The organism is Paenibacillus sp. GQ49, assembly GCF_059759055.1.
In genome coordinates, this window is record NZ_JCAXEL010000011.1 from 93740 (window position 1) to 115933 (window position 22194).

19 protein-coding genes and 1 pseudogene are annotated in these 22194 nt (G+C 44.5%); all 20 read right to left on the minus strand.

Going from position 1 to position 22194, the window contains the following annotated elements; all coding sequences use genetic code 11:
* Positions 1-42: 42 nt before the first annotated feature.
* Positions 43-1287 (minus strand): MFS transporter, encoded by a 1245-nt coding sequence (locus tag AC6CIF_RS19315; protein ID WP_051449724.1) that lies wholly within the window; start codon positions 1285-1287, stop codon positions 43-45.
* Positions 1288-1379: 92 nt separating this feature from the next.
* Complete coding sequence (locus tag AC6CIF_RS19320) at positions 1380-2411, minus strand: zinc-dependent alcohol dehydrogenase (RefSeq protein WP_498201186.1); 1032 nt, start codon at positions 2409-2411, stop codon at positions 1380-1382.
* Between the two features lie 42 nt (positions 2412-2453).
* On the minus strand, positions 2454-3761 hold the full coding sequence (locus AC6CIF_RS19325) for an aminotransferase class III-fold pyridoxal phosphate-dependent enzyme (RefSeq protein ID WP_498201188.1): 1308 nt from the start codon (positions 3759-3761) through the stop codon (positions 2454-2456).
* Positions 3762-3798: 37 nt separating this feature from the next.
* On the minus strand, positions 3799-4953 hold the full coding sequence (locus AC6CIF_RS19330; RefSeq protein ID WP_017688647.1) for a glycosyltransferase family 2 protein: 1155 nt from the start codon (positions 4951-4953) through the stop codon (positions 3799-3801).
* Between the two features lie 346 nt (positions 4954-5299).
* Complete coding sequence (locus AC6CIF_RS19335) at positions 5300-6913, minus strand: DUF4179 domain-containing protein (protein WP_498201190.1); 1614 nt, start codon at positions 6911-6913, stop codon at positions 5300-5302.
* Positions 6897-7415: an RNA polymerase sigma factor gene (locus AC6CIF_RS19340; protein WP_427465883.1), complete on the minus strand. Its 519-nt coding sequence runs from the start codon at positions 7413-7415 to the stop codon at positions 6897-6899. The genes AC6CIF_RS19335 and AC6CIF_RS19340 overlap by 17 nt, the downstream gene beginning before the upstream one ends.
* 243 nt (positions 7416-7658) lie before the next feature.
* Positions 7659-8225, minus strand: coding sequence for a TetR/AcrR family transcriptional regulator (locus AC6CIF_RS19345; protein ID WP_498201192.1), 567 nt, complete (start codon positions 8223-8225; stop codon positions 7659-7661).
* Positions 8226-8376: 151 nt separating this feature from the next.
* Positions 8377-9749 (minus strand): annotated as a pseudogene (locus AC6CIF_RS19350) (ATP-binding cassette domain-containing protein).
* A gap of 168 nt (positions 9750-9917) precedes the next feature.
* Entirely contained in the window at positions 9918-10301 is a 384-nt protein-coding gene (locus tag AC6CIF_RS19355) for a hypothetical protein (protein WP_498201193.1), read from the minus strand.
* Between the two features lie 139 nt (positions 10302-10440).
* Complete coding sequence (locus tag AC6CIF_RS19360) at positions 10441-11046, minus strand: pentapeptide repeat-containing protein (RefSeq protein WP_036608249.1); 606 nt, start codon at positions 11044-11046, stop codon at positions 10441-10443.
* Between the two features lie 251 nt (positions 11047-11297).
* Entirely contained in the window at positions 11298-11906 is a 609-nt protein-coding gene (locus AC6CIF_RS19365) for a GNAT family N-acetyltransferase (protein WP_498201195.1), read from the minus strand.
* A gap of 32 nt (positions 11907-11938) precedes the next feature.
* Positions 11939-12301, minus strand: coding sequence for an Asp23/Gls24 family envelope stress response protein (locus AC6CIF_RS19370; protein ID WP_498201197.1), 363 nt, complete (start codon positions 12299-12301; stop codon positions 11939-11941).
* A 164-nt stretch (positions 12302-12465) separates the two neighbouring features.
* On the minus strand, positions 12466-12942 hold the full coding sequence (locus AC6CIF_RS19375) for a hypothetical protein (RefSeq protein ID WP_498201199.1): 477 nt from the start codon (positions 12940-12942) through the stop codon (positions 12466-12468).
* The gene (locus AC6CIF_RS19380; RefSeq protein WP_498201201.1) at positions 12939-14957 is read right to left on the minus strand and encodes an alpha/beta hydrolase family protein; all 2019 of its coding nucleotides are present in this window, start codon (positions 14955-14957) and stop codon (positions 12939-12941) included. Before AC6CIF_RS19380 ends, AC6CIF_RS19375 begins: the two co-directional genes overlap by 4 nt.
* 21 nt (positions 14958-14978) lie before the next feature.
* Entirely contained in the window at positions 14979-15908 is a 930-nt protein-coding gene (locus tag AC6CIF_RS19385; protein ID WP_498201202.1) for an ABC transporter permease, read from the minus strand.
* 16 nt (positions 15909-15924) lie between these two features.
* The gene (locus AC6CIF_RS19390; RefSeq protein ID WP_498201204.1) at positions 15925-16842 is read right to left on the minus strand and encodes an ABC transporter permease; all 918 of its coding nucleotides are present in this window, start codon (positions 16840-16842) and stop codon (positions 15925-15927) included.
* A gap of 102 nt (positions 16843-16944) precedes the next feature.
* Positions 16945-18510: an ABC transporter substrate-binding protein gene (locus AC6CIF_RS19395; protein WP_498201205.1), complete on the minus strand. Its 1566-nt coding sequence runs from the start codon at positions 18508-18510 to the stop codon at positions 16945-16947.
* Positions 18511-18512: 2 nt separating this feature from the next.
* Complete coding sequence (locus tag AC6CIF_RS19400; protein ID WP_498201206.1) at positions 18513-19718, minus strand: M20 metallopeptidase family protein; 1206 nt, start codon at positions 19716-19718, stop codon at positions 18513-18515.
* Positions 19715-20467, minus strand: a complete 753-nt coding sequence (locus AC6CIF_RS19405; protein ID WP_498201207.1) for a FadR/GntR family transcriptional regulator — start codon at positions 20465-20467, stop codon at positions 19715-19717. Before AC6CIF_RS19405 ends, AC6CIF_RS19400 begins: the two co-directional genes overlap by 4 nt.
* A gap of 285 nt (positions 20468-20752) precedes the next feature.
* The gene (locus tag AC6CIF_RS19410) at positions 20753-22180 is read right to left on the minus strand and encodes a VanZ family protein (protein WP_498201208.1); all 1428 of its coding nucleotides are present in this window, start codon (positions 22178-22180) and stop codon (positions 20753-20755) included.
* Positions 22181-22194: the final 14 nt, after the last annotated feature.

The following is a 22194-nucleotide window of genomic DNA, read 5'->3' on the forward strand; positions in this document are numbered from 1 at the left end:
TCTGTACTACATATTCGCTCCAGATACAGTAAACCCCTTTTTCTACATATTTTTGTAAGGTTCCAGCACTTGGGAGTGCTTTTGCGGATCTGGCAGGAAGAACATGATGACCATGAGTACAACATATAGACCAAGAATGACACTGAACAACAGTGTTGGATTGTGATGATAGAGCAGGCCCGTCAGGTAACCGGATGGAATGGCTGTAAGCGTCATGACGGTCTGCACAGCCGAGAACATATCGGCTTTCTCATGCGTACCCAATCGGTTCATCAGCAGGGAATCCCGGTACGTCTGCAAAATGAAGTTACCCGCAGCGAGCACGATTAGCGTGAGAAACAACATCCCTATATTCCCCACAGGGATCAACAGAAACAGAATGGCTCCGGCCGTGCTAAGCACGATGGAAAAACCAACGTATTTTTCTTCCGAACGCCGTTTCAGTCGCGGAATGATAACCAGATAGAGCAGCATGACGGTTACCGCAGTCACTACTGGGATAAACGAAATGACACGGTCATCAAACTTCAACTGTTCCTTGAAGAAAATGACCTGGAAGAAATTCAGCTGCAAGATCAGATTGGATAACACCGTGATCAGAATAATCGGAAAAAGTCTTCGTTTGTAGAACGATTTGCCAAACAGGCGCAGACTGGAACCCAAGCTCTGAAGCACGCGGGTTTTACTATGCAATCCCATAAGTTCCTTGCCGACCTCGGTCTCATCCGTGTATCGGTTACGAATGAAGAACATGGCGGTCATCAGGATACCCCCGACAAAGTAAATGCTGGCGAGTGTAGGCACAATACCATAATCAGCAATGACCACCCCGGCAATCGGCGTGAGTACCCCAGCCCCTGTAATAATCATGTTGAGAATGGCAAATACCTTGGATCGTTTGTGTTCCTCCACATCCTCTATGATCAGACAGTTAAAGGCGACCGTTACAAACTTGGATGTTGCATTCAGTAAATAAGCGATCAGGAACAGCCAGAAGTTCTGGGAGAAGGCCCAGATGAACATGGGAACACTCCAGGCAAGCAGATCAAAGATCAGTGTTGTTCGTTTCCGGCCCAGCTTATTCGTAATGGAACCCGCAAACAATTGAAAGATAAAGGCAAAATAAAGATTCACCGAATTGATTAAACCAATTTCTATGTCCGAAAGTCCGGCTTCCTTCATATATAAAGGAGCGTAAAAGAGAACGATCGTGCCCGGAATGGCCCATACCGGTTCAAGTAAAATGGAGTAGCGTGGATTCTTCGGCAAATCTTGAAGCAATTTCAATCGATATCCCTTCCTTCTGCGGTTTTCACCGCTGCGAATTCCAACTTCTCGCAGCGGCAAACCCGCTAATGTCTACATGCTTATAGTACCTCTTATAGGATAAGAGCTGTTTTGACCGAATTCATCGGTAACTTCTCTCCAGTATGCATGTCATAACCAATCGTTCCATTAAAGGCCTGTTCATAATCACTCAGCAGTTCCTTGGCTGTCACCATCTGTTCCAGTTCCGGGATGCTTTGGGCAAATTTCAGTGCCGTACTGATCATCGAGTGATTAGCCACCGCGCCAATGATACTAATGCCATCATTAATGACGGCTGTTGATTTGAACGTCACCTCATAGCTGTCGTCATATCCCATAGGAATAATCTTGCCGCCTTTGGCAATCAGCTCAAACCCTACATGAAGCTGGTTACCAACCGCGTCCACTACAATATCAAACTTTTTGTTATTATTGATCTCGTATACTTTATCCAGTGTCAGATCCTGAGGATAGAACACATGATCCGCGATCCCTGAAGCGAACTCTTTGCGGTATGGATCAACTTCCGTGCCTACAGTAAGCCTTGCCAATCGTTTGCTAACAAGCTGACACAGGGAACCGATTGCACCAGAACCGAGGACCAGTACGGAGTCACTTGGCTTAGTCCCTGCTTTCATGAACGTCTGAAGTACACATCCCAGTGGTTCGATCATCATGGCCGTTTCCCAACTCATGGAATCCGGGATGGCATAGATATACTTTTCGTCCCCGACAAAATATTCAGCAAAGGTTCCGTGTGTCGTCATCCCTACTTGATAGTCATCAAAATTCTCGCAGTAGATGAACAGACCCTCACGGCAGTATGAGCAGGTACCGCAAGATTGCGTGGGATCTACCAATACCCGATCACCGATCTTGAAACCACGAACGTCGTCGCCCACCTCAACCACTGTGCCTACACCTTCATGACCAATGATCGTTCCTTTATTTGCTGGCACTTTGCCTTTGACAATATTCAGATCTGTCCCGCAGATGCCGGAACCATAGATTTTAATTTTCACCTGGTTTGGCTTTTGAATGGTTGGCTCCTCAATCTCCTGGTAAGTCACCTTTTTGAGATCCTGATATACGAGTGCTTTCATTGAATAATTCCTCCTAGTCGATTGTTGATTATGATCTATGGATTAAGCTTCAAACGTTTTCGAAAGTTGCATCGCATGAAGATGTTCCTGCTTCTGAATCTCTTTCCAGTCTGACAGGATCTGCAGCAGCGCTTCCTCGACCCACAACAACTCTTCACGTGTATGGGCATCCGAGAAAATAAAGTAACCTTTGGTGAAGATGCCGAAGTGAGCCATTCTCTTCACCATGAACTCGCGGAAAGGATCTGTTTGGAAGTTATCTTCAGCCAGGGATTGAATGCAGAAGCTTGCATACGTCCCCTTCACTTCCAATTGATCCGTCAATCCGAGTAACACAAGTTCAGATTCCAGACGATCCATGATCCGGGTTGCCGGTTCACGCCAGGTCGGCCATACTTTCGCATTTTTCATTAATCGTTCACAGGCAATGGCTGCCGCGAGTGCTGTTGTTTCGCTGGAATGGGCATTACTGAATCGGACCTGTCCCGACAGAGACATCAAGTGCTCATGCCCCAAAACCGCTGCGAGCGGTAAACCGTTTGCCATACCTTTGGAGATACAGAGCAGATCAGGCCAGATGTCATATTCTCCTGCTGTAGCCTGTTTTCCCATTCGAATACCGGAAGTGACCTCATCAAATATGATAATGATGTCCAGAGACCGGCATAGGTTTACGACTTCCTCGAGCGCGTCCCTTTTCCACTCGTTGGGACATAAAACAATACATGCGATATCCTCGGGAGATGAGGTAATCTGAGCTTCAATTCGCTCCGCGGTAGGTTTGTTGACCCAGATTGTTGAACGCTCGATATCTACTGGAATGCCCCGTTCTTTCGTCTGGCCACCATAATAGCCGTAGGCAGACCAATCGTGCCACCCATGATAAGCCGTCGCAATAACCTTGCTTTTGCCACTTGCGGCACGGGCAAGTCGTACGGCCCCACTCACTGCATCGGCCCCACTCTTGGTGAAGCGCAGTGACGGATAACGACCCTCGAACCGCTCCAGAATCAACTCGGCGCATTCAAGCTCGATGTCGGCCGGAACCGAAAAGCTTGTCCCTTTTTTTAGCTGGTGAATGACGGTTAATTGGACTTCATGCCTCGCATGGCCCCAGGACGCCGTACCCATGGCCATTTCGCAATCCAGCCATTCATTACCGTCGATATCTGTAAATCGGGATTTGTAAGCCTCTGCACAACATACGGGTGTATGCCCGGGAAATAAACGTTCAGGTGCTTTGGCTAAAGTGCTGCATCCGCTCGGAATTACCTTTTCGACTTGTTCCAACCACTCCAGATTCCGGGTAAATCTTACGGCACGATCGAGCGTGCTCTCTTTTTCTTTCACCTTAAGTACCTCCCTGTTTATTTTCGTTGTGAGTGAATTACCGAACTTTGGTTCCAGGCCAGCATCCATCGTATATGCGATCCATCGTGATCACATTGCCATACAGATCAATGATCAGATCCTTGGCTCGATGAGCATGTCTCATCTCAATCCAGTAGCGGTTCTCCAGCAAACGGGCGAAATTGTCCACCAAAAACAGTAACCGGTTCTCACTATGAATCAGTTCCTTGCCCAGTACCTGTGGCAGCCAGATGGCCCCATTGGAATTAAAGCGGTTTGAATAGTCCCGTACTTCGGCTACATTTGCAAATTCGGCTTCCTCCAGCTTGGTCCAGAATGTATCGGCATCACTTCGAACCTCGGCAAGGTCAATCCCGACAATCGGCAGATGCTGGTATTCCTCTTGGCTTTCCAGCTGTGCTTTCAGATGACTGAAAACGAATGGCCATACATCAGCCTCGATTTGACCGCCCCACTTTTTCCAGAAGCGTGCCAGATTGTTCTTCCGATTGAAGTTGCGGTGAATACCGCTGCTGCGTTCCCAGTGATACGCTTGAATATTTGGGTTGATGACCGTATCGTATCCGGCAGCTCGTGCCCGCATCTGATAATCAAAGTCCTCGTATCCGTTAAAGAACTTCTCATCGAGGTTGCCGATGGTCTCATACACCTCCCGCTTCATGCCAAACATAGCGAACACCACCAGTTGAACAGAGAAGGTTTCTTTTGGGATATCATCAGGAGATGCGTTCAGGAACAGGTGTCGGCCGATGGTGTCCGCAAAAGCAATGCCGCAATGCTGCACGCCTCCTGTTTGCGGATACAACAGAACCCCTCCAATCATGCCAATCGTAATATCGCTATCCAGTGTCTCTTTCATCATCGGTTGCCAGTTCGGTTGAAGAATGGTGTCAGAATCCAGGAAGAAAATGTACTCTCCCTTGGCAAGACTCAGTGCGCTATTAATCGACACGGCGCAACCGAGTGGAAAATCATGCTGAAGAATCTCGATGGTCACACCTTCTCTTACTTCTTGCTTCAGTTTATCCAGATGTTGAAAGACTGCTGAGCCGGAACCATCGTTGATGAAAATAATCTGAGTGGATGGACTTACCGTCCGGAGCAACGAATCTGTGAACAGGTTCAAAATGTTATAGTCCTGGTTGACTGGCACAATAATGGTGTAAAGCATGGAATCCCTCCTGATTTGGGTTGATGGAATGAGTACATAAGCTGATTCGAACTGCACAATTGCTGGTGTTTCTGTCCGGCCCCCCTTGCTTGAATATTTTGTCTTTATTTGGTAATGATTTGAATCTACTAGAAATTTATATCATTTTTTGTAAACTGGAAATCTTAAATTCTGAACGCTGTTAATATTTGAATATGTGAGAAAATCAAGTCTTTGCAGCTTGCGCACTGAGAAACGCTGATGTGAACACAAAAAAACACCCTCAAAGAGTCTCCGTTCCTCATGTAACGGATTCTCTCTGAAGGTGTTATATTGTTCATCAAGCTCAAATTATGAATTACTTTATCTACAGTTGAATCTCTACATTTCTGTCCGGATCGCTGTATTTATAGATGCCCGGATTCAGTTCAATATGTCCATCAAATGGAATATCTTTGTAGGTATCTATATGAATTTTTGCAGGTGTCATCCCTTGGGGGTTAATTTCAGGAACGACTTCTTTGCCATTGATCCGAAGCATTGTTTGGTTAATACCTCTGAAACTAGGCGTTTTGGAATATGACTCTACAATTAATTTCTCCCCATCCCTATAATAAGAAAATTGTATTTCAAGTCCATCGACAGTGAGTTTGGTGTATTGCTTTTGTTTCTTGGGTTCATTTAAATGAATCCAGTTTTTAGTTGTATCTCGTTTCTGAACAATGGCATCTTTTAAGATGAGTTTCATTGGAACATCAGACCAGTTTTGATACCACTCAGGAGATTCAAAATCAAACAATTGCTGATTATTTTCAGAACGCCCCCCTTTCGTGGTTTGCACCCCTGTGATTGTTTTATCATCTATAATCATCTGAATCGATTTATATTGAACAATACCTTCTGTATATGAACCTTCTTCATCAATTAAAATCTGAAGATTCAATGGAGTAATCACAAGTTGATCTAAAGTAACACCGGTTTTTGCTTGGAATTCAGGATTGGTATACAGTTTTTTCGTATATATTGCCTCACTTGCTTTTTTCCCATTTGCGACAAAATCGAATTTCCAAGTACCTGTCAATCGTTTTGCTGCTTCAACATAATTGAAATGAAGGTTCGCATTCGCCCAATCCGCTTCCGATATATCAAATACCTGTTCAATCAACAATCCTTTTTCTTTGTTAGGCAAGATGGTCGGAATAGCATCTACAACCTGGGCCCCGGTATGAACTCTCAAGTGAGGATTGACGCTTTCCAAATCTGATGATGCTACCTCAACTTTATAACGGATGACCGTTTGATTATCTGCATGTCTAACCGATTCAATATGAATCGCCGGAAACTGTGAAACGCCAGTAACCATTGATTTCCCAGTATGTTGATTAGATTTCAGAAAAATATCCCTATCCCGATAAAGAATAAGATTCTTTGCTTCGAATGTAAACTCTTTGGTACCGCCCTTTAAAGTATCAGCTGTTTCATAGATCCCAATGAGTTTCTGACTGTCAGGATCGCGCCCCAAATAACCATATACGTTCGCTCTCGCATCGGATTCTCCTATTATAGTATTTTCCTCAGTCGCAAATTCACTATATGGAGAAAGATCGATTGATGTGTCCAAAGATATGAGCATTTTCATTTTTTCTCCATCTGTTACAACACCGCTTAAATTCATTGTCACACCTGAACTAGCGGACTGAAGATCATATTGCTGACCGATCCCATTATTTATTGCGCTTGCGACGCCCCGGCCTCCGATTCGATCCCAATCAATCGTCATACTGGCGAATACAGGAATAGCAACAAGTAAGAAAAAAGTAAACATGATGCTTATAGGAATTGCTTTAGCTCGATATCCAGCAGGCTTTTGTGAAGATTTCAGATTGACTCGTCGTTTGTGTGCTTCTTTTTCAATGGTTGTCCACATCAAGTCATAATCCGGATGGGATATATTTTTTTCCTTATTAGAATACTGATTCATTATTACTCAGCTCCTTTAGTTGAGGTTCAACCATTTTATTGAGAAGTTTTAATCCTTTGTTTAATCTGGATTTTGCAGTCCCTTCAGGTATGTTCATAACTTTAGAGATCTCAGGTACAGTCAAATCATTGATAAATCGAAGGACAACAACCATCCTTATCTTGTCAGGAAGCCCACTATATAATCCTCGTAGTTCTTCTTTTGTTTCCCTATGGTACACACCCTCTTCCACAGGGTTATAACTCTGCGATTTGGACAACAAATAATGCCGAACTTCTTTCAACCATCCAGATTTCCGTCTTCTCATAACGTTATGACACTCATTTGAAGCAATTCGCAATATCCATGATTTCATATTCCTTACCTTAGTTCTGTCAGCCAAAATAACTTTGACAAATACTTCTTGGCAAATGTCCTCAGCATCTGCTTGATTTTTCATCAGATAATAACAGAAGTAATAAACTTGCTCTTTGTACAATTCAAAAATTTCTCTGTCAGTCATTCTATCCCCCCCTTTGCCGTGTTTTCATTAATAAGACAAATAATGTTATGTAATCGTTCATTTTGTTTATAGTTGGTTTTGCTAAATTCTCGGATACCTAGAATAGATTAGTTCAATATCGCTGTTTGAACAGGTCTATATACATGTAAACAAGCAAAAAAAGCCGCTAAATTAGCGACTTTATGAAATCATTTGGTCATTGAGTAACGAGCTGATGCTGTTGAGTTAGTCTCACCCCTATTTTCACCTCTGCTTAAATCCATGATAAAACGTATCCACCACAAGTGCAGGGGCTGCTTTTCTCGCGATATGACCACTTACAACCTGCTGCCACGTCAGGAACATGATGGAATACAGCACATCGACAATCCAGGTTTTATCAAGATCGGAGCGGAAATAACCTTTCTGTTGTAACAGACCGACCGCGTGTAGTACAGGTTCTCTCAGTTTCAGATCTGCTCCCTCAATCTCGGGATTATAGTTAATGGTGGTGTCATGAGCCAGAAAATAAATTTTGTCGCCTAATGGAATCAGCGCCTCGATCAGCTCAGGTATGTACTTTTCACAGTGCTCCTCATCCAGTTGGATTTCTTTCATGGTCTCACTGACCACCTCGATTGCGCGTAATCCGAGATATACCATAAGCTGTTCGCGGCTTTCCACGTATCGATGTAACGTAGCGATCCCGATTTTTGCAGATTCTGCAATTTCATTCATGGAAGCATTCGGTTTTTCAATCAGCAATTTGGTGGCCTCGTCCAAAATGGAATGAAGCCTGGTTTGTTTGATTGTACTCATTTCCTTTTTCATTGGTATTACACCTCTTGGCGGTTTAGTCTACAATTGATCTAGTCATCCATCAAATGATTGAATGAGATTATAAAATTATAGCATACTTCCTCACGAGTAATACTAAAAGCCGCCATTTGGCGGCTCTTAACATGGTTATCTCATACGTTACTTATAGTTCGATGATTCTCGTTGCAATATTTGCACAAAATTCACGATCATGCTCTACAAAAAGCAGGGTTGGCGAGTATTCCAGCAATAAGTCTTCGATCTGCATACGTGAGATGACATCTACAAAGTTGAGTGGTTCATCCCAAATATGCAGATGAGCTTTCTCACTAAGACTTTTAGCAATGAGCACTTTCTTTTTTTGACCTGCGCTAAACGTTGAGATATCTTTCTCCAATTGCAGTCTGGAAAAATCCAACTTTCGAAGTATCGATTTAAACAGGCTTTCATCAACCCCCTGTGTGGCCGCATACTCAGATAAATGCCCTCCGAGATCGGACGTGTCCTGCGACACATACGAGATTTTAAGCTGATGATCCTTACGGAAAAGACCTGTATAAGGGATATCTTCACCACAGATCAGTTTAAGAATGCTTGATTTGCCAGATCCATTTTTACCGTACAGGGCAATACGATCCCCTTTTTCAACCGTGATACTGACATTCTTACACACCGTATTGGAGCCGTATGATATCGACACATGTTCCAATTCAACAAGTTCCTGCTTGTGAAAATCCAGCTGATGAATCTGTAAACGTTCTGCACTCTCGATGTTTTTGAGAAGTTTGGATTTCTCTTGAATCGCAGATTGCTGCCTTTGTTCAATATTTTTGGAACGTTTCATCATCTTGGCAGCCTTGTGCCCAATATATCCTTTATTAATTTCTCATTACTCGCAAGTTCAAACTGATCTTGCCTTCTTTTATTTTCCCACCAAGCGGAGAAATTGCCTTTCTGAATCTCGATGTTACTCTTATTGATGGAAAGGATGTGATCCACGCTGTGATCCAGAAAGGATCGATCGTGAGATACCAAAATAAATCCACGCTTGCTGCCAAGATAATTACTGACGATTTGTCTTGCATGGAGATCAAGATGATTGGTAGGTTCATCAATGAGCAGAAACCGATTCTCCTTCAGGAACAAAGCAGCCAGCATTACCTTTGTTTGTTCTCCGTTTGATAACGTATCGAAAGGCCGATACAACACATCTTCTGACACTTTTAACAGGTTAAGCTCGCGCACAACTTGCCAGTGCAGATATTCAGGGTGAATCTCGCCGATGACATCAACGGTCATGGCTCCAATATTTTCTACCTGGAAAGGAAAGTATTCAAAGCTAACATTCGCAGAGATATGTCCGCTGTATTCATATTTGCCGAGCAACAGATTGAGGAATGTCGTTTTGCCCCTGCCGTTCCTTCCGGTAAAACCCAATTTCCAATCGGAGTCCAACTGAAAACTAACATTTTCAAATATATTATCGTAACTGCCTTCATAGGCAAAGGTCAGGTTGGTAACGTTGATTAAAGACATGCATATCATCCTTTTTATGTGAAATATAAAAGTAAACTGACGGGATTTCACCATAGAACATGGCATGGATTCCCTCACTTTAATATTTGAACATAATCAGAATTTAGATTCGCTTATACAATAAAAGAAACCTGGCGATAAACCACTGTGTTTTCTGGCTTACACACCTCACGGAACATAGGCATCCTGTACCTCAACTTTTCGTTCATTCCCCATCGTAATGTATCTTACGTTAATGACATTTCCTTTCTGAAAGTGAGGAATATGTGTGATTGGAATATGAGTCTCTACAATTGTTGGGAAGGTGCGGCCGTCAACTTGGGTTACAGTCAAATCCAATCGCACGCCAGGCCTTCCATCCATACTGGATGAAGTCTGTACAATATCATGAATTATTGCTTCTGCTGGAATTCCGTCCATCAGAATGCTCTTGCGAAGGTGATGTTGCTCTTTATTGTTACGTAGCAGTCTAAATGCCATAATCGTAGTGATCGTGCCTGTTATAAGCCCAAAGACAATAATAGCAACAGTAATAATTAATGTGACTGTCATAATAACCTCCTTTTAGTTAAAACTTATGTTAACTACTTCTTCTTTAGATCTCTTATTCCTGCCAATTTGCTTCGAATTGGGAAAGCTTTAACGTCAAAAAAGCCGCCTCAAGGGCGGCTTACTGCTGTGTATGTTCAACTCAATCTACTTTCGCACCATACGAGCGTACAAACAGAACAGCTTGTTCGCGATCCAAACGTACGCCTTTGATATCCAATGATTTCAGATCGATTCCTTCCAGATTAGCCCCTCTAAGATCGGCCCCTTGCAGCTTGGCTCTGCTCAATACAACTCTGGTAAGATCACAGTCTCTCAAATCCGCTTTGGTGAAATCCGTGTCCGTAAAGTCAGCCTCAAAGAAACGAATTCCTCGCAGATCCTGTTTCCCCAAACGTGTATGTCTCAGATTGGTGTAGGACCAATCGCCGTGACTTAGGGTGATGCCATCCATTTGCGCACCTGAAAAGTCTGAGCCTGTCATCTTGCAGGAGCTGAATTTGGAAGCAAAGAGATTCGCACCACCGAAGGTGCAGTTTTCAAAAGCTGATTCCGTATGAATCGAACCATTCATGGAAGCCCCTTTGAAGTCACACTCGATAAAACGACAGTTACTCGTTTCGATTTCTTCCATAGAAGCGTTCATAAATGTACACTGTTTGAAAACACAGCTTATGAGTTCTCCATAGCGCAGATCACGTCCCTCAAAATGTACTGCTTCATATTCCTGATCCTTATATTGATACACTGGTTTCACCCCACATTGTATATTTCTCCGTCTTCTTCATTAAAAGAACTTTTTATACTATACCACACCTCTGTCAAGTACCTGCTTAAAAACCCACAAAAGTCAAGTTGCTTTTTTTATGAGAAACATCTGAAAACTAAAAAAGGGACGCATAAAGCGCCCCTCCGGCTCACACTTTTAACTGTTCCAATGTGGGCTTATATATGTGAAACTCTCCGGTTAGCTGCTTTTTCTATTCGTATCTGAAAACATTACACCAGTTTTTTGGACATTCTGTACAGGGATAACGAAGGTTTATTGATTTCCCCTACTCTCTGGTATCCCAAACGCTCGTAGAGTTTAATAGCTAGTAGATTTTCCTTTTTAACCGTAAGTGAAGATTTGGACAGACCTTGTGTTACAGCTTGCTCCTCAGCAAATTGAATAAACTGTGTCCCTACACCAAGCCCTCTGCTTTCAGGCAAGGTAGCTAATGTTCCGATGTGGTACTCGTCGTTCTCCGCTTCTTTTAATGTCACCATGGAGTAGAACTCTTTCCAGTGTTGGAGATTATACTTGATCAGGCTCCATTTACGAAGTTCAAACAGTTTGGAGAACGTTGGCAAAGCAAGTTTGTTCATTATAGTAGTCGGATAACACATGATCATGCCCAGCGTTTGCTTACCCATTTTAGCTTCAAAAGCGTACTGGTGACTGAATCGGTTCTGATTTGAACCCCATAACTTGTTAAATGTTTTCTCTATAATGCCTTTATCCTTGGTACCTGCAAGCGAATAGGCCATATATTCAAGTGCCATCTGATTTAGTTGCCCGCCGACTAATGATTGTGGACTGGCTTTTGTTATGGAAATCTTATTCATCGCTGTCACTCCTCTAGGTAGCTGAAATTGGATTAAAGCTTGGCAGCAGGTTGGTTGAATGATAACCCCTCAACGATCACATTCACCGTTTCAATGGTTAATCCAGTCAGCTGTTCCACATGCAATCTCACATTGTTTTGCAATTCCCTGCAGACTTCATGCACTTTCGTTCCATAACAAACGACAACCTTTACGTTTATCTCAAGTCTTGATTCTACCTTGCGGATAGCTATACCATTTTGCAGAGTTTTGCCGCTCCACTTTTTGGTGATGCCTTCTACAAGTCCTGTCGACATGGAGGAAATCTCACTGGTAGTATTCGCGATCTTGCCGACAATTTTGGAGATCACATCATCCGATATTTGAATTTTCCCCAGAACATTTTGAATGGACATCCCATGTCCTCCTCTTTATACCTGCATTTTTTGATAGATTATAATATCATTTAATATAAATATAAATCATACAGAGTCCGGTTTCAACTTTTGAATTCAGCCGTCCTCATTTCTACCTGTACATAGCAAAAAAACCGCGATCATCGCGGCTTCTGCTGGTCATACTATGGGAATTTCAATTGAATACGAACAGGAATGCGGGAGGATAACTCACTCTCTGTTCTGTCTTCTTCTGCTGCCTCTGTTTCTTCTGCTTGCACCATCCATTGTCTGCCAATTAACGATTGTAGCAGTTCAATCTCTTGTGTGGTCAGACGAATATGCTTCAGTGACAGTTCATCTTGAACGTAATCCCGATCCACCTTACGGTCAAACCGGAAATCGAGCAATCGCTTCAACCCGTTAATATGCAAAAACTTGAACTCATAACCGTGAAGTATCGCCTCTTCCCAATCGTCTCCTATATCAGCAGCTGTCTGTAGTCTTTCATCAAAATACATCGCGGATTCCTTGACCAAAGGCAACAACCGGGAATAGTCTCGACGTTGTAAACATTCAATAATCACTTCTTTTGATTCCCCACTTGTCAGAACATTCTCTACAAGAAGCCCTACAGGAATGGACAGCTGAGTTCGACTCATTGCTCGCCCTCCTCATTCCCGAGGTACTGATTGAACCAGGCATTCACCTGTTCGAAGCTATCGATACGTAATGAAGGTTTACCGCTTTTCAGCAAACTGTGGTTGGAACCCGGGTAACGAATCAGTTTGGTCTTTTTGCCGTATCGTTTTAGCGTAGTATATAATTCCTCCGCTTGCGCAATCGGTGTCCGATAGTCCTGCTCTCCATGCATGATCAGAAGTGGCGTCTCAATGTGATGTGCATGAGCTAGTGGTGAGAGAGACCACAGGTATTCAGCGTTTTCCGCCGGATTCCCCCCAATGACTCCCTCAACATAGGAAATTCCGATATCACTCGTTCCATACATGGACAACCAGTTGGAGATGCATCGCTGAGTTACAGCCGCCTTGAAACGGTGGGTATGCGCTACAATCCAGTTGGTCATCACTCCGCCATAACTGCCACCTGCCACACCCAGACGTGAAGCATCAAGGAAATCGTATGTAGCCAGGGCATAATCAACAGCTTCCATCAGATCCCGGTAATCCCCTCCGGCAAAGTCGCCACGGCAAGCTCTGGCAAACTCCTGACCGTATCCCATACTTCCACGAGGATTGATCCACAGCACAGCGTAACCTTGCGCAACGAGTGTCTGCATCTCATGACTGTATGTACCCGTATACATCGCGTGCGGTCCACCATGAATCTGCAAAATCAGTGGCAACTTCCCATTGGTGTCACGTATTGCCGGAGTGGCTAACCAACCTTGAATCGGCCATCCATCGGAAGACTTAAACTCTACACGCACTGGCGCATTTACGGCTAATCCAGCCATAAATTCATCATTTCGCCGGGTGAGTCTGAACATTTCACCACTTTCGATATCCACGCGATATAACTCGCCAGGATGTTCAGCAGTCAACGCAGCGATTACCAGCGATGAACCATCTGGTGTTAAGGTATACTGATACACATCTTTTTCACCAGCGCCCGTCACAGATTGATAATTCCCATCATCTTGAATGCGATACACGTCCACCTTCCCGTTATGCGTTCCGAGTACATATACACCACGTTCTGGATGATGGGCATCCGAGATTGGAGAAGGAGACGCACCTGTTGACTTCATATCACCAAGCGCCGCGTTACCCAGCTGCATATCTACTTGAGGTGCGATTGGCCTGGGTATACCTCGATGAACGGGGACAGCGTATAAGCTGTTGTGGCTCCCACTTCCATACTCACGATCACTGGCGATCAGGATCAGTTGCTGCCCGTCGGGCGAATAGGAGAACTGGCTTATCGCCAGACTGGAATCCGTCACTTTGAAGAGATCACGCTCTCCCAATCGAACGCTGTATATATCCGTAAAGTACAGTAGATCTGCATCAAGTTCCTCATCCTCTACTTGCTTCGAAATGAAAGAAAGCTGCTTGCTATCTGGCGACCACGCTGGAGCACTGATATTCCATAGCCCGGAAGTCACCTGCGTGATCTCCCCGCTTTTGATCTCATATACAAACAACTGGCTGTATTGACCATCCCACCAGCCAGACCCTTCCGCCTTCGGCGTTGTACGCTCGAAGACTTTACCTCGCAGTACAGGTACAGACTCCTGTTGGACGTCTGCTTTCTTCTGTTGGTCCTCCGGTTGCACTTTACTGGTAAACGCAATGTACTGCCCGTTCGGCGACCAGATATAACTCAATATTTTACGTGCGGGAGATATCAGCATAACCGGCTCTTTTTGATCTGAATGGAGCGTCCATAATCCTTTGCCCCCATCCACTGAGCGAATGAATGTGAGCTGTGTGCCATCCGGCGACCAAGCAGGTGAGGAATCTTTTGTTCCATCAGAAAGTGCAATATCTTCATCACCATCGAGCGAAATCCCTCGAATTTGCGTGTTATATTCGTTTTTATCCTGATCTATGGTCTGTTCCACATAAGCCACTTGTCCCTTCGGACTGATCACTGGCTGACTGATCCAACGATAGTGATTCAGATCCTCCGGCATAATTGGTCTTTGATTCATAATGATGGCTCCCTTCTCCGTTTATTTATGGGTTGTCTCCGTACGTGGATCAAGCACATCACGCAGCCAATCTCCAAGGAAAATAACACCGAGTACGGTAAATGTGATCGCTAGTCCCGGGAATGTAGCGACCCACCAGCTTGTAGCAACGTATTGTCTGCCATCACTGAGCATCCCTCCCCAGGATACATCGGGTGGTTTGATACCCAGACCCAGAAAACTGAGTGAAGCTTCCATAATAATCGTTGTGCCGACATTCATACCGCAGATGACGATAAAGGATGAAAGGATATTCGGCAGAATGTGTTTCAGAATCAGTCTTCCATTCTTGGCACCAATCGATCTGGCCGCATGAACAAAATCACGCTCTTTGATACTAAGAACCTCACTTCTTACCACACGGGTGAATGGAACCCAGTTCGTCACCCCGATGACAAAGATCAGCGTTGTAATACCCGGGCCAACAATCGCCATCACAACAAGCATGAACAGAATAGTCGGAATCGCCATGAATGCATCACCTACACGCATGATGACTGCATCCAGCCATTTCCCGTAGAATCCGGATACCAGCCCCAGAATCGCGCCAATGAATCCTGACACAATCACGGCACCCATACCCACGATTAAGGAAACTCGGGCACCATATACAATTCGACTCCACATATCTCTACCAAGATTATCGGTACCCAGCCAATATTCGGCCGTTCCACCCTCAAGCCATGCCGGTGGTTTAAGTCGGTTGAGCGGATTCACCGCTGCCGGATCATGACTCGTCAATAGAGGTGCACCTATGGCAATTAACACAACCAACAACACAAGCACAGCACCAAACATTCCGGTCTTGCTGATGATCAGTTGTTGCCAGATATAACGAAATCCCGTTGGTGCACGCCCATTGTCTTGTTCCTGTTCTGTACCCGGAATTGGCATTTCATTGCTGCCTGTCATATGATTGCACCTCCTTCTAGTCGTATTTGATGCGCGGATCAAGTAACCTGTATGCTACGTCCGTCAAGATGTTAGTTACTACAACGATAACGGCAATGACAAACACCGCTGCCTGTACAATCGCCATATCATGTGTGTTGACTGCAACGACCAGCAACTGACCCAGTCCAGGCCAGGAGAATACCGTTTCCGTAATCAAGGTTCCCCCGATCAGACTTGTAAACTGCAAACTCATAATTGTCACGACCGGAATCAATCCGTTGCGAAATGCATGTTTTACAATGACAACCATTCGGCCAAGCCCCTTGCTGCGAGCTGTTCGAATATAGTCCTGGTTGAGAATCTCCAGCATGCTGGAGCGAATCAGTCGGGTCATCTGCGCAGCCAGTCCAACACCAAGTGTAAAGGCCGGCAAGATCAGATGTGACAATCCTCCGCGACCGGATACCGGCAATACGCCCAGCATGACGGAGAACAAGAGGATAAGCATAATCCCCATCCAGAAGTTTGGCATCGCCTTACCAATAACGGATATTCCTGAAATAATGAGATCGGTAAACGTATTGCGTTTGACAGCTGAGATGACTCCAAGTGGCACAGCCATAAGTACGGCAAAAAACATGGCGGCTACCGCCAGTTCAAAGCTGGCAGGCAATCTCTCCAGCACAAGTGCTAGCGCAGGCTGATTGTAGCGAAAAGACTGACCAAAGTCTCCCTGAATCGCACTGCCAAGAAACTTCACGTATTGCGTATATAAAGGCTGGTCCAAACCAAGTGCCTGCGTCAAGACAGCACGATCTTCAGCGGTAGCCGTTTCAGGCAACATTAGCGCAACCGGATCACCGGTGACTCGAACCAAAATGAATACAATTAATGAAACAATGAACAGCACCGGAATGATCTGCAGTAATGACTTAAGTACGTATTTGCCCATTCCTTGTTCACCTCCCTTTTAAAAAAGAACGGCAGGAACATGGTTATCCAGTCCCTGCCGTTCACGGCCTATCTTTTCAATGACCGGTTGTTATACCCGATGTTACTGTGCAACAGGTGTAATCTCGTCAGCATAGAACATCTCGTCACTGCGCGGCGCGAAGTTCACTTTAGCATTTGTTCCGTAGACACCTTCCATTTGGTACAGATATACGGCTGGGCGTTCTTCAGAGAAGATCTGTTGTACTTGCTGATACTCTTTCTCACGAGATGCAGGGTCCATGTTCACCAATGCCGATTGAAGCAGTTTTTCTACTTCAGGATTGTTGTAATCCGACTCGCCTTTTGCTTCTTCCAACATATAACGATTGTAGTTATTCGAAGCATCGAACAAGGAGTTACCAATACCAATCATGAAGATTTCTTTGAATGATTTGGAGCTGTAACGTTCACTGAATGCACTTGCTTCAAGGACATCCAAGTTGATTTTGAATCCGGCTTGTTCCAGCATTGCTGCAACAACTTCAGCCTGTTCTTTGTACTGTGCGGAAACGGAGATGGTCATCTCGGCTTCACCTTCCGCATAGCCAGCTTCTTGCAGCAACTGTTTGGCTTTTTCTTGATCATAAAGTGATGTTTTGTACAATGAAGGATCAGCACCGAAGTTGCCTGGTGTTACGGATGTGCGGGTTACGATACCTGCTCCGCCGGCAATGCTGTCCACGATCCCTTGTTTGTCGATAGCCAGGTCAATCGCTTCACGTACTTTCGGATCAGCTGTGATGCTGCCTTCTGTCTGACGGAAGATCAACTGAAGCACACGTTGGATTGGCGCTTTGACAATCTTCTTATCTGCTTCGCCTTCGATCCGTGCAATGTCAGTGGACGGAATGGAAGACGCCACATCTACACCACCAGCAAGCAATTCGGATACACGTGTGGAGGCTTCAGGAATAACGCGGAATACCACTTCATTCCATTTGGGTTCACCGTCGAAGTAGTTCTCGTTTTTCACCAGTTCCACACGATCATCTTTGGTCCATTTACTGAACTTGTAAGGGCCTGTGCCTACCGGTTGTTTCAGGAAAGCATCGAATCCTTTATCCGCAATATATTTTGCCGGCAGAATGCCAGCTCCCATTTTGGACAAACGATTCAGGAGCAACGGATCTGGACCATCCGTGATGATGTCTACGGTATAGTCATCCACCACTTTAACTTCTACGATATTTTTGAAATAACTGTTTTGTTTCAGTGTCTCGTCCTTGGCTACGCGCTCCAGCGTGTATTTTACATCTGCTGAAGTGAATGGATCACCATTGTGGAAGGTAACACCTTCACGCAACTTAAATCTCCATGTTGTATCATCGACCTGGTCCCATGATTTCGCAAGTCCCGCAACTTTTTTCTGTTCACTGTCATTTTTGATCAGATAATCAAAAACGTTGACCAGAACCGCTTCACTGGATGTGTTGTTATTGTTGTGCGGATCGAAACTCTCAATATCTGTTGCTGCAGCAACGGTCAGTGTTGTACTTGCGCTTCCACTGCCCGTTCCTTCTGTTGCAGAACTATCATTCGTGCTTGTCGTTTTTCCTCCGCATGCGCTTAGAACCATTACGATTGCCAGTAACGTGATCCACAAGCCTGTCCATTGTCTTTTTTTCATTGTCATTGCTCCCCCTCAGAAGATGTATTCCGTGCCAAAAATTCAAGTGCTACTGCAGACAACATGCCCACACCATAAGGCATCGCTGTCTCATCGAGATCAAACATGGGATGGTGGAGTGGATAGCGAGTACGTTCCTCATCATTCCCAGATCCTAGTCTGAAAAACACACCCGGAACCTGTTCACAATAAAACGCGAAATCCTCGCCCCCTGTGGAGGGTTTGATATAAGTCCATCCCTTCTCCGCATTAACCTGATCACAAGTCTCTGTTAGCAGGTCAACCATGCCGAGATCATTCACGACAACAGGGTATCCATCGCCGTAGACAACTTCGCATCCAGCTCCGAATGAATCACAGACCCCTTTAACAACCTGCTCGATCAAAGCTGGCATCCGCTCACGAATGGCAGGTGAGAGTGTACGAACCGTACCGATCATCTCCACTTCGGGGGCGATGGCTGTTCCCATATAACCTCCCGTGATTTTGCCAATCGTGACTACTGCCGGTTCAAGTGGATCGACCATCCGACTGACGATATTTTGCAAGGCGGTGATGACCTGAGCGGATACCGCAATCGCGTCAATGCCCTCATGCGGACGAGCTGCGTGGCCACCCTTGCCAAACACCTTGATAATCAAGGGATCAGCTGATGCAAACGCAACGCCTTGACTTACACCCAAGGTTCCCGTGTCCTGTCCAGGTGTCATGTGTAATCCTGCGATGGCATCAACCTTCGGATTCTCCAGAACACCGTCCTGGATCATGGCTCTTGCCCCTGCAAGTCCCTCTTCTGCTGGCTGGAAAATAAATTTGATGTTGCCTGATTTCGGTCTTCCAAGACCAGTAAGCAGTTGGGCGGTTCCCATCAGGATGGAGGTGTGAGCGTCATGTCCACACAGATGTGCTTTGCCTTCCACTTGTGAGCGGTATTCCACCGCTTTCTGATCCTGGATGGGCAGAGCATCCATGTCTGCGCGCAAGGCAAAGGTTGGTCCATCGGTTTCTCCGCGAAGCAGGCCTGTAACCCCGGTCTTTCCGACATTGCGTGTAACTTCGAGTCCCAGGCTTTCCAGATGCTCGGCTACGATAGCGGATGTGCGATGTTCCTCATAGCCGATTTCAGGATGCTGATGTAAATCTCTGCGCCAAGCACTTAACTGGGCTTGTAGTGGCTGAGCAAGCTGTATTAGTTCTGAACGATTCATTTGCTGTCATTCCCTTCATTTTCGTCCGATTCAGAAACCAAACGGGCATAGATTGCATCCGCCGAGAATTCGATATGTCTTTTCATCGTCTCCTTGGACTTGATGCTATCATGGGCTTTCAATGCTTCAAGAATCTCCATATGTACACCGTGGTTGACGGTACGTATCCGGTCATCATAAGGCATCAAGTCGAGCGCCGGATTAATTTTGGTCCGGATCTGTCTGACGGCTCTCTCGCAGTATGGATTCCCCGAAGCCTTGGCGATGGTCAGATGAAATTTTACATCCAGCGCCCTGAACCACTCCCTTGTGCAGTCTGGCTCTATACTTTGTTCCATGTAATTCTCAAGCAGCTCCAGTTCGCCTGCGGTGATCCGCTCAGCAGCGAGAAAAGCTCCCTCTGGCTCGATGATAGTTCGAAATTCAAACACCTTCAGCATCTGTGACCAATCCCGTTTAATTTCCTCTCTCGTGCGCTTATGCGAATTGGTTGTCAGAGGCAGTACAAATGTTCCACCTTTGGCACCCACCCTTTTCTCAATCAAGCCTTTCTCTTCCAGTGAAGAGAGTGCCTCACGAACGGTAATGCGGCTTACGTTAAAAATCTCTGCCAGATCTCGTTCGGCTGGAAGCTGTTCTTCACTCATTAATTCTTTTAGAATAATGGCTTCTTCCAGTTGTTCCCTAATGAATTCACTAACCTTTTTAGTGGATACTTTCTCAAAACGAAATGAAAACGTACTGGACATCTAAACACTCCGATCTGTATATGGTCTAGACCTTATACCATTAATATAATTCCGACTAAACTTATATGCAATACTTTTTTTTCAAGTAAATTCATATTTTTTTCTCACCACCTCCAAATTGAAGCATTTTGGCACAAAAAAGACGCATCTACACGCAGCAGATGCATCTTGCCCTTCATTATTTACACAGGTCATTACGATGATAGTACAACCTTTATCAATTCCATATCTTCATTGAAGCCGGAGCTGCTGTCCATGCTTCATCAAGGCACGTAGAAGCTGAAATCAATTCATTACTGCTGGGATCAAAGCATTCCAATTCACTCCATTGACCTCTCCTTCGAATTGATAAACTGGCTGATAATAGCCCTTCGAATCGTAGGTGTAAGTCAGTTCATACTTGTCTACATTTAGTTCGTCCCCTTTTTTTAAGTTGTTATAGATCGAAAAGTTCCCCTTGAGAATTTCTTCGTATGCCTCAGCCGGACTGATAATATCAACCACTCGTACATAAATATTTTTATTCATAAAATAAAATAAATTCTGCGGAATCATAGGTTCTGCTGATGGGACAATCATAATTAGTCCAGTATCATAATCGCTGTCACCCTTTGCGATATCTGTTACTGTTTTTCCGATATCCCATCGAACCGTGTCTCCATTTTGTGTGCTGAATATCGCTTTCTGAGGCAATAAGCCATTCTGAAACAACCAGCTGCCATACTCTTCTCCTTGTTTGACTAAATCATCCGGCTCTACAGGAGTGCTTGTTTCGATAGTAGATGACAGCGACCATGTACCACTATTCACGTCATAATTAAATGTATATTCTTCCCCTGCGTTGTCAACAAAACTCCAAACTCGGTTGTATCCATCAATAGATATGCTATCTTTCTGATGTAATTCAAAATAATCCTTCATTAAAGAGGAAACTCGTTTGGCATATTCCATGTTGTGAATTTCACTGCTGTGATAAAGAGACACTTTCTCGGCCTCATCCGGTAACTTTGTGTTAAGCGTTACTTCGACTTGATTCATATTTTGAGAAATAGCTGGACGGATGGAGAGATTACCAAGTTCTTTGTTGTAATAAATGATAAAAGCACTAGAAAAAAGCAGCGTAAAAACTAATGGTATGCAGAGTGCCTTCGATAGTGACCTTACGGTGATCTTTCTTTGCTCAATACTGTCGAGGATGGCTCTCATCAACAAATATCCTGCAATACTGCCGAGTGTATTATGTAGAATATCATCAAGTTCAAATATTCCCCTGCCGGTGATCATCTGAAAAATTTCGATACTCAGCGTCACCAACAGCGATATGAGTAACACAGGCTTAACGTGACGCGTTTTCATTCCGATATGCGGAAGTATGAAACCGAGTGGTGCAAACATCAACATGTTAAAAATGATGAGTTGGAATTCGCTCACCGACCATTTATTCCATGCGTTTATATAGCCACTGAATAGCTCTAAATTGATCCAACCCTCATAATTAGCTCCTCTGCTAAATGTGGTTAATGTCATGACAATGACAAACCAACCCAAGATCAAAAATGACGCTATAAATTGCCTACTGGTTATGCTTCTTTTACCCCCTCTCTTCCTGTATACAATGTATACTGAATAAGTAATACCGATTACAACAACTCCCGCGGCCAATGCAATAGCTAAGATAGGTAGTAATCTGCCTATAACTTGTATTAAATCCATTTGTTACCCCTCCA

Excerpts from the sequence above, each read along its gene's own strand:
- AC6CIF_RS19320 (WP_498201186.1), bottom strand. The coding sequence starts at position 2,411 with ATGAAAGCACTCGTATATCAGGATCTCAAAAAGGTGACTTACCAGGAG.
- AC6CIF_RS19330 (WP_017688647.1), bottom strand. The coding sequence starts at position 4,953 with ATGCTTTACACCATTATTGTGCCAGTCAACCAGGACTATAACATTTTG.
- AC6CIF_RS19335 (WP_498201190.1), bottom strand. The coding sequence starts at position 6,913 with ATGAATCAGTATTCTAATAAGGAAAAAAATATATCCCATCCGGATTAT.
- AC6CIF_RS19340 (WP_427465883.1), bottom strand. The coding sequence starts at position 7,415 with ATGACTGACAGAGAAATTTTTGAATTGTACAAAGAGCAAGTTTATTAC.
- AC6CIF_RS19345 (WP_498201192.1), bottom strand. The coding sequence starts at position 8,225 with ATGAAAAAGGAAATGAGTACAATCAAACAAACCAGGCTTCATTCCATT.
- AC6CIF_RS19355 (WP_498201193.1), bottom strand. The coding sequence starts at position 10,301 with ATGACAGTCACATTAATTATTACTGTTGCTATTATTGTCTTTGGGCTT.
- AC6CIF_RS19365 (WP_498201195.1), bottom strand. The coding sequence starts at position 11,906 with ATGAATAAGATTTCCATAACAAAAGCCAGTCCACAATCATTAGTCGGC.
- AC6CIF_RS19370 (WP_498201197.1), bottom strand. The coding sequence starts at position 12,301 with ATGTCCATTCAAAATGTTCTGGGGAAAATTCAAATATCGGATGATGTG.
- AC6CIF_RS19375 (WP_498201199.1), bottom strand. The coding sequence starts at position 12,942 with ATGAGTCGAACTCAGCTGTCCATTCCTGTAGGGCTTCTTGTAGAGAAT.
- AC6CIF_RS19380 (WP_498201201.1), bottom strand. The coding sequence starts at position 14,957 with ATGAATCAAAGACCAATTATGCCGGAGGATCTGAATCACTATCGTTGG.
- AC6CIF_RS19385 (WP_498201202.1), bottom strand. The coding sequence starts at position 15,908 with ATGACAGGCAGCAATGAAATGCCAATTCCGGGTACAGAACAGGAACAA.
- AC6CIF_RS19390 (WP_498201204.1), bottom strand. The coding sequence starts at position 16,842 with ATGGGCAAATACGTACTTAAGTCATTACTGCAGATCATTCCGGTGCTG.
- AC6CIF_RS19395 (WP_498201205.1), bottom strand. The coding sequence starts at position 18,510 with ATGAAAAAAAGACAATGGACAGGCTTGTGGATCACGTTACTGGCAATC.
- AC6CIF_RS19400 (WP_498201206.1), bottom strand. The coding sequence starts at position 19,718 with ATGAATCGTTCAGAACTAATACAGCTTGCTCAGCCACTACAAGCCCAG.
- AC6CIF_RS19405 (WP_498201207.1), bottom strand. The coding sequence starts at position 20,467 with ATGTCCAGTACGTTTTCATTTCGTTTTGAGAAAGTATCCACTAAAAAG.
- AC6CIF_RS19410 (WP_498201208.1), bottom strand. The coding sequence starts at position 22,180 with ATGGATTTAATACAAGTTATAGGCAGATTACTACCTATCTTAGCTATT.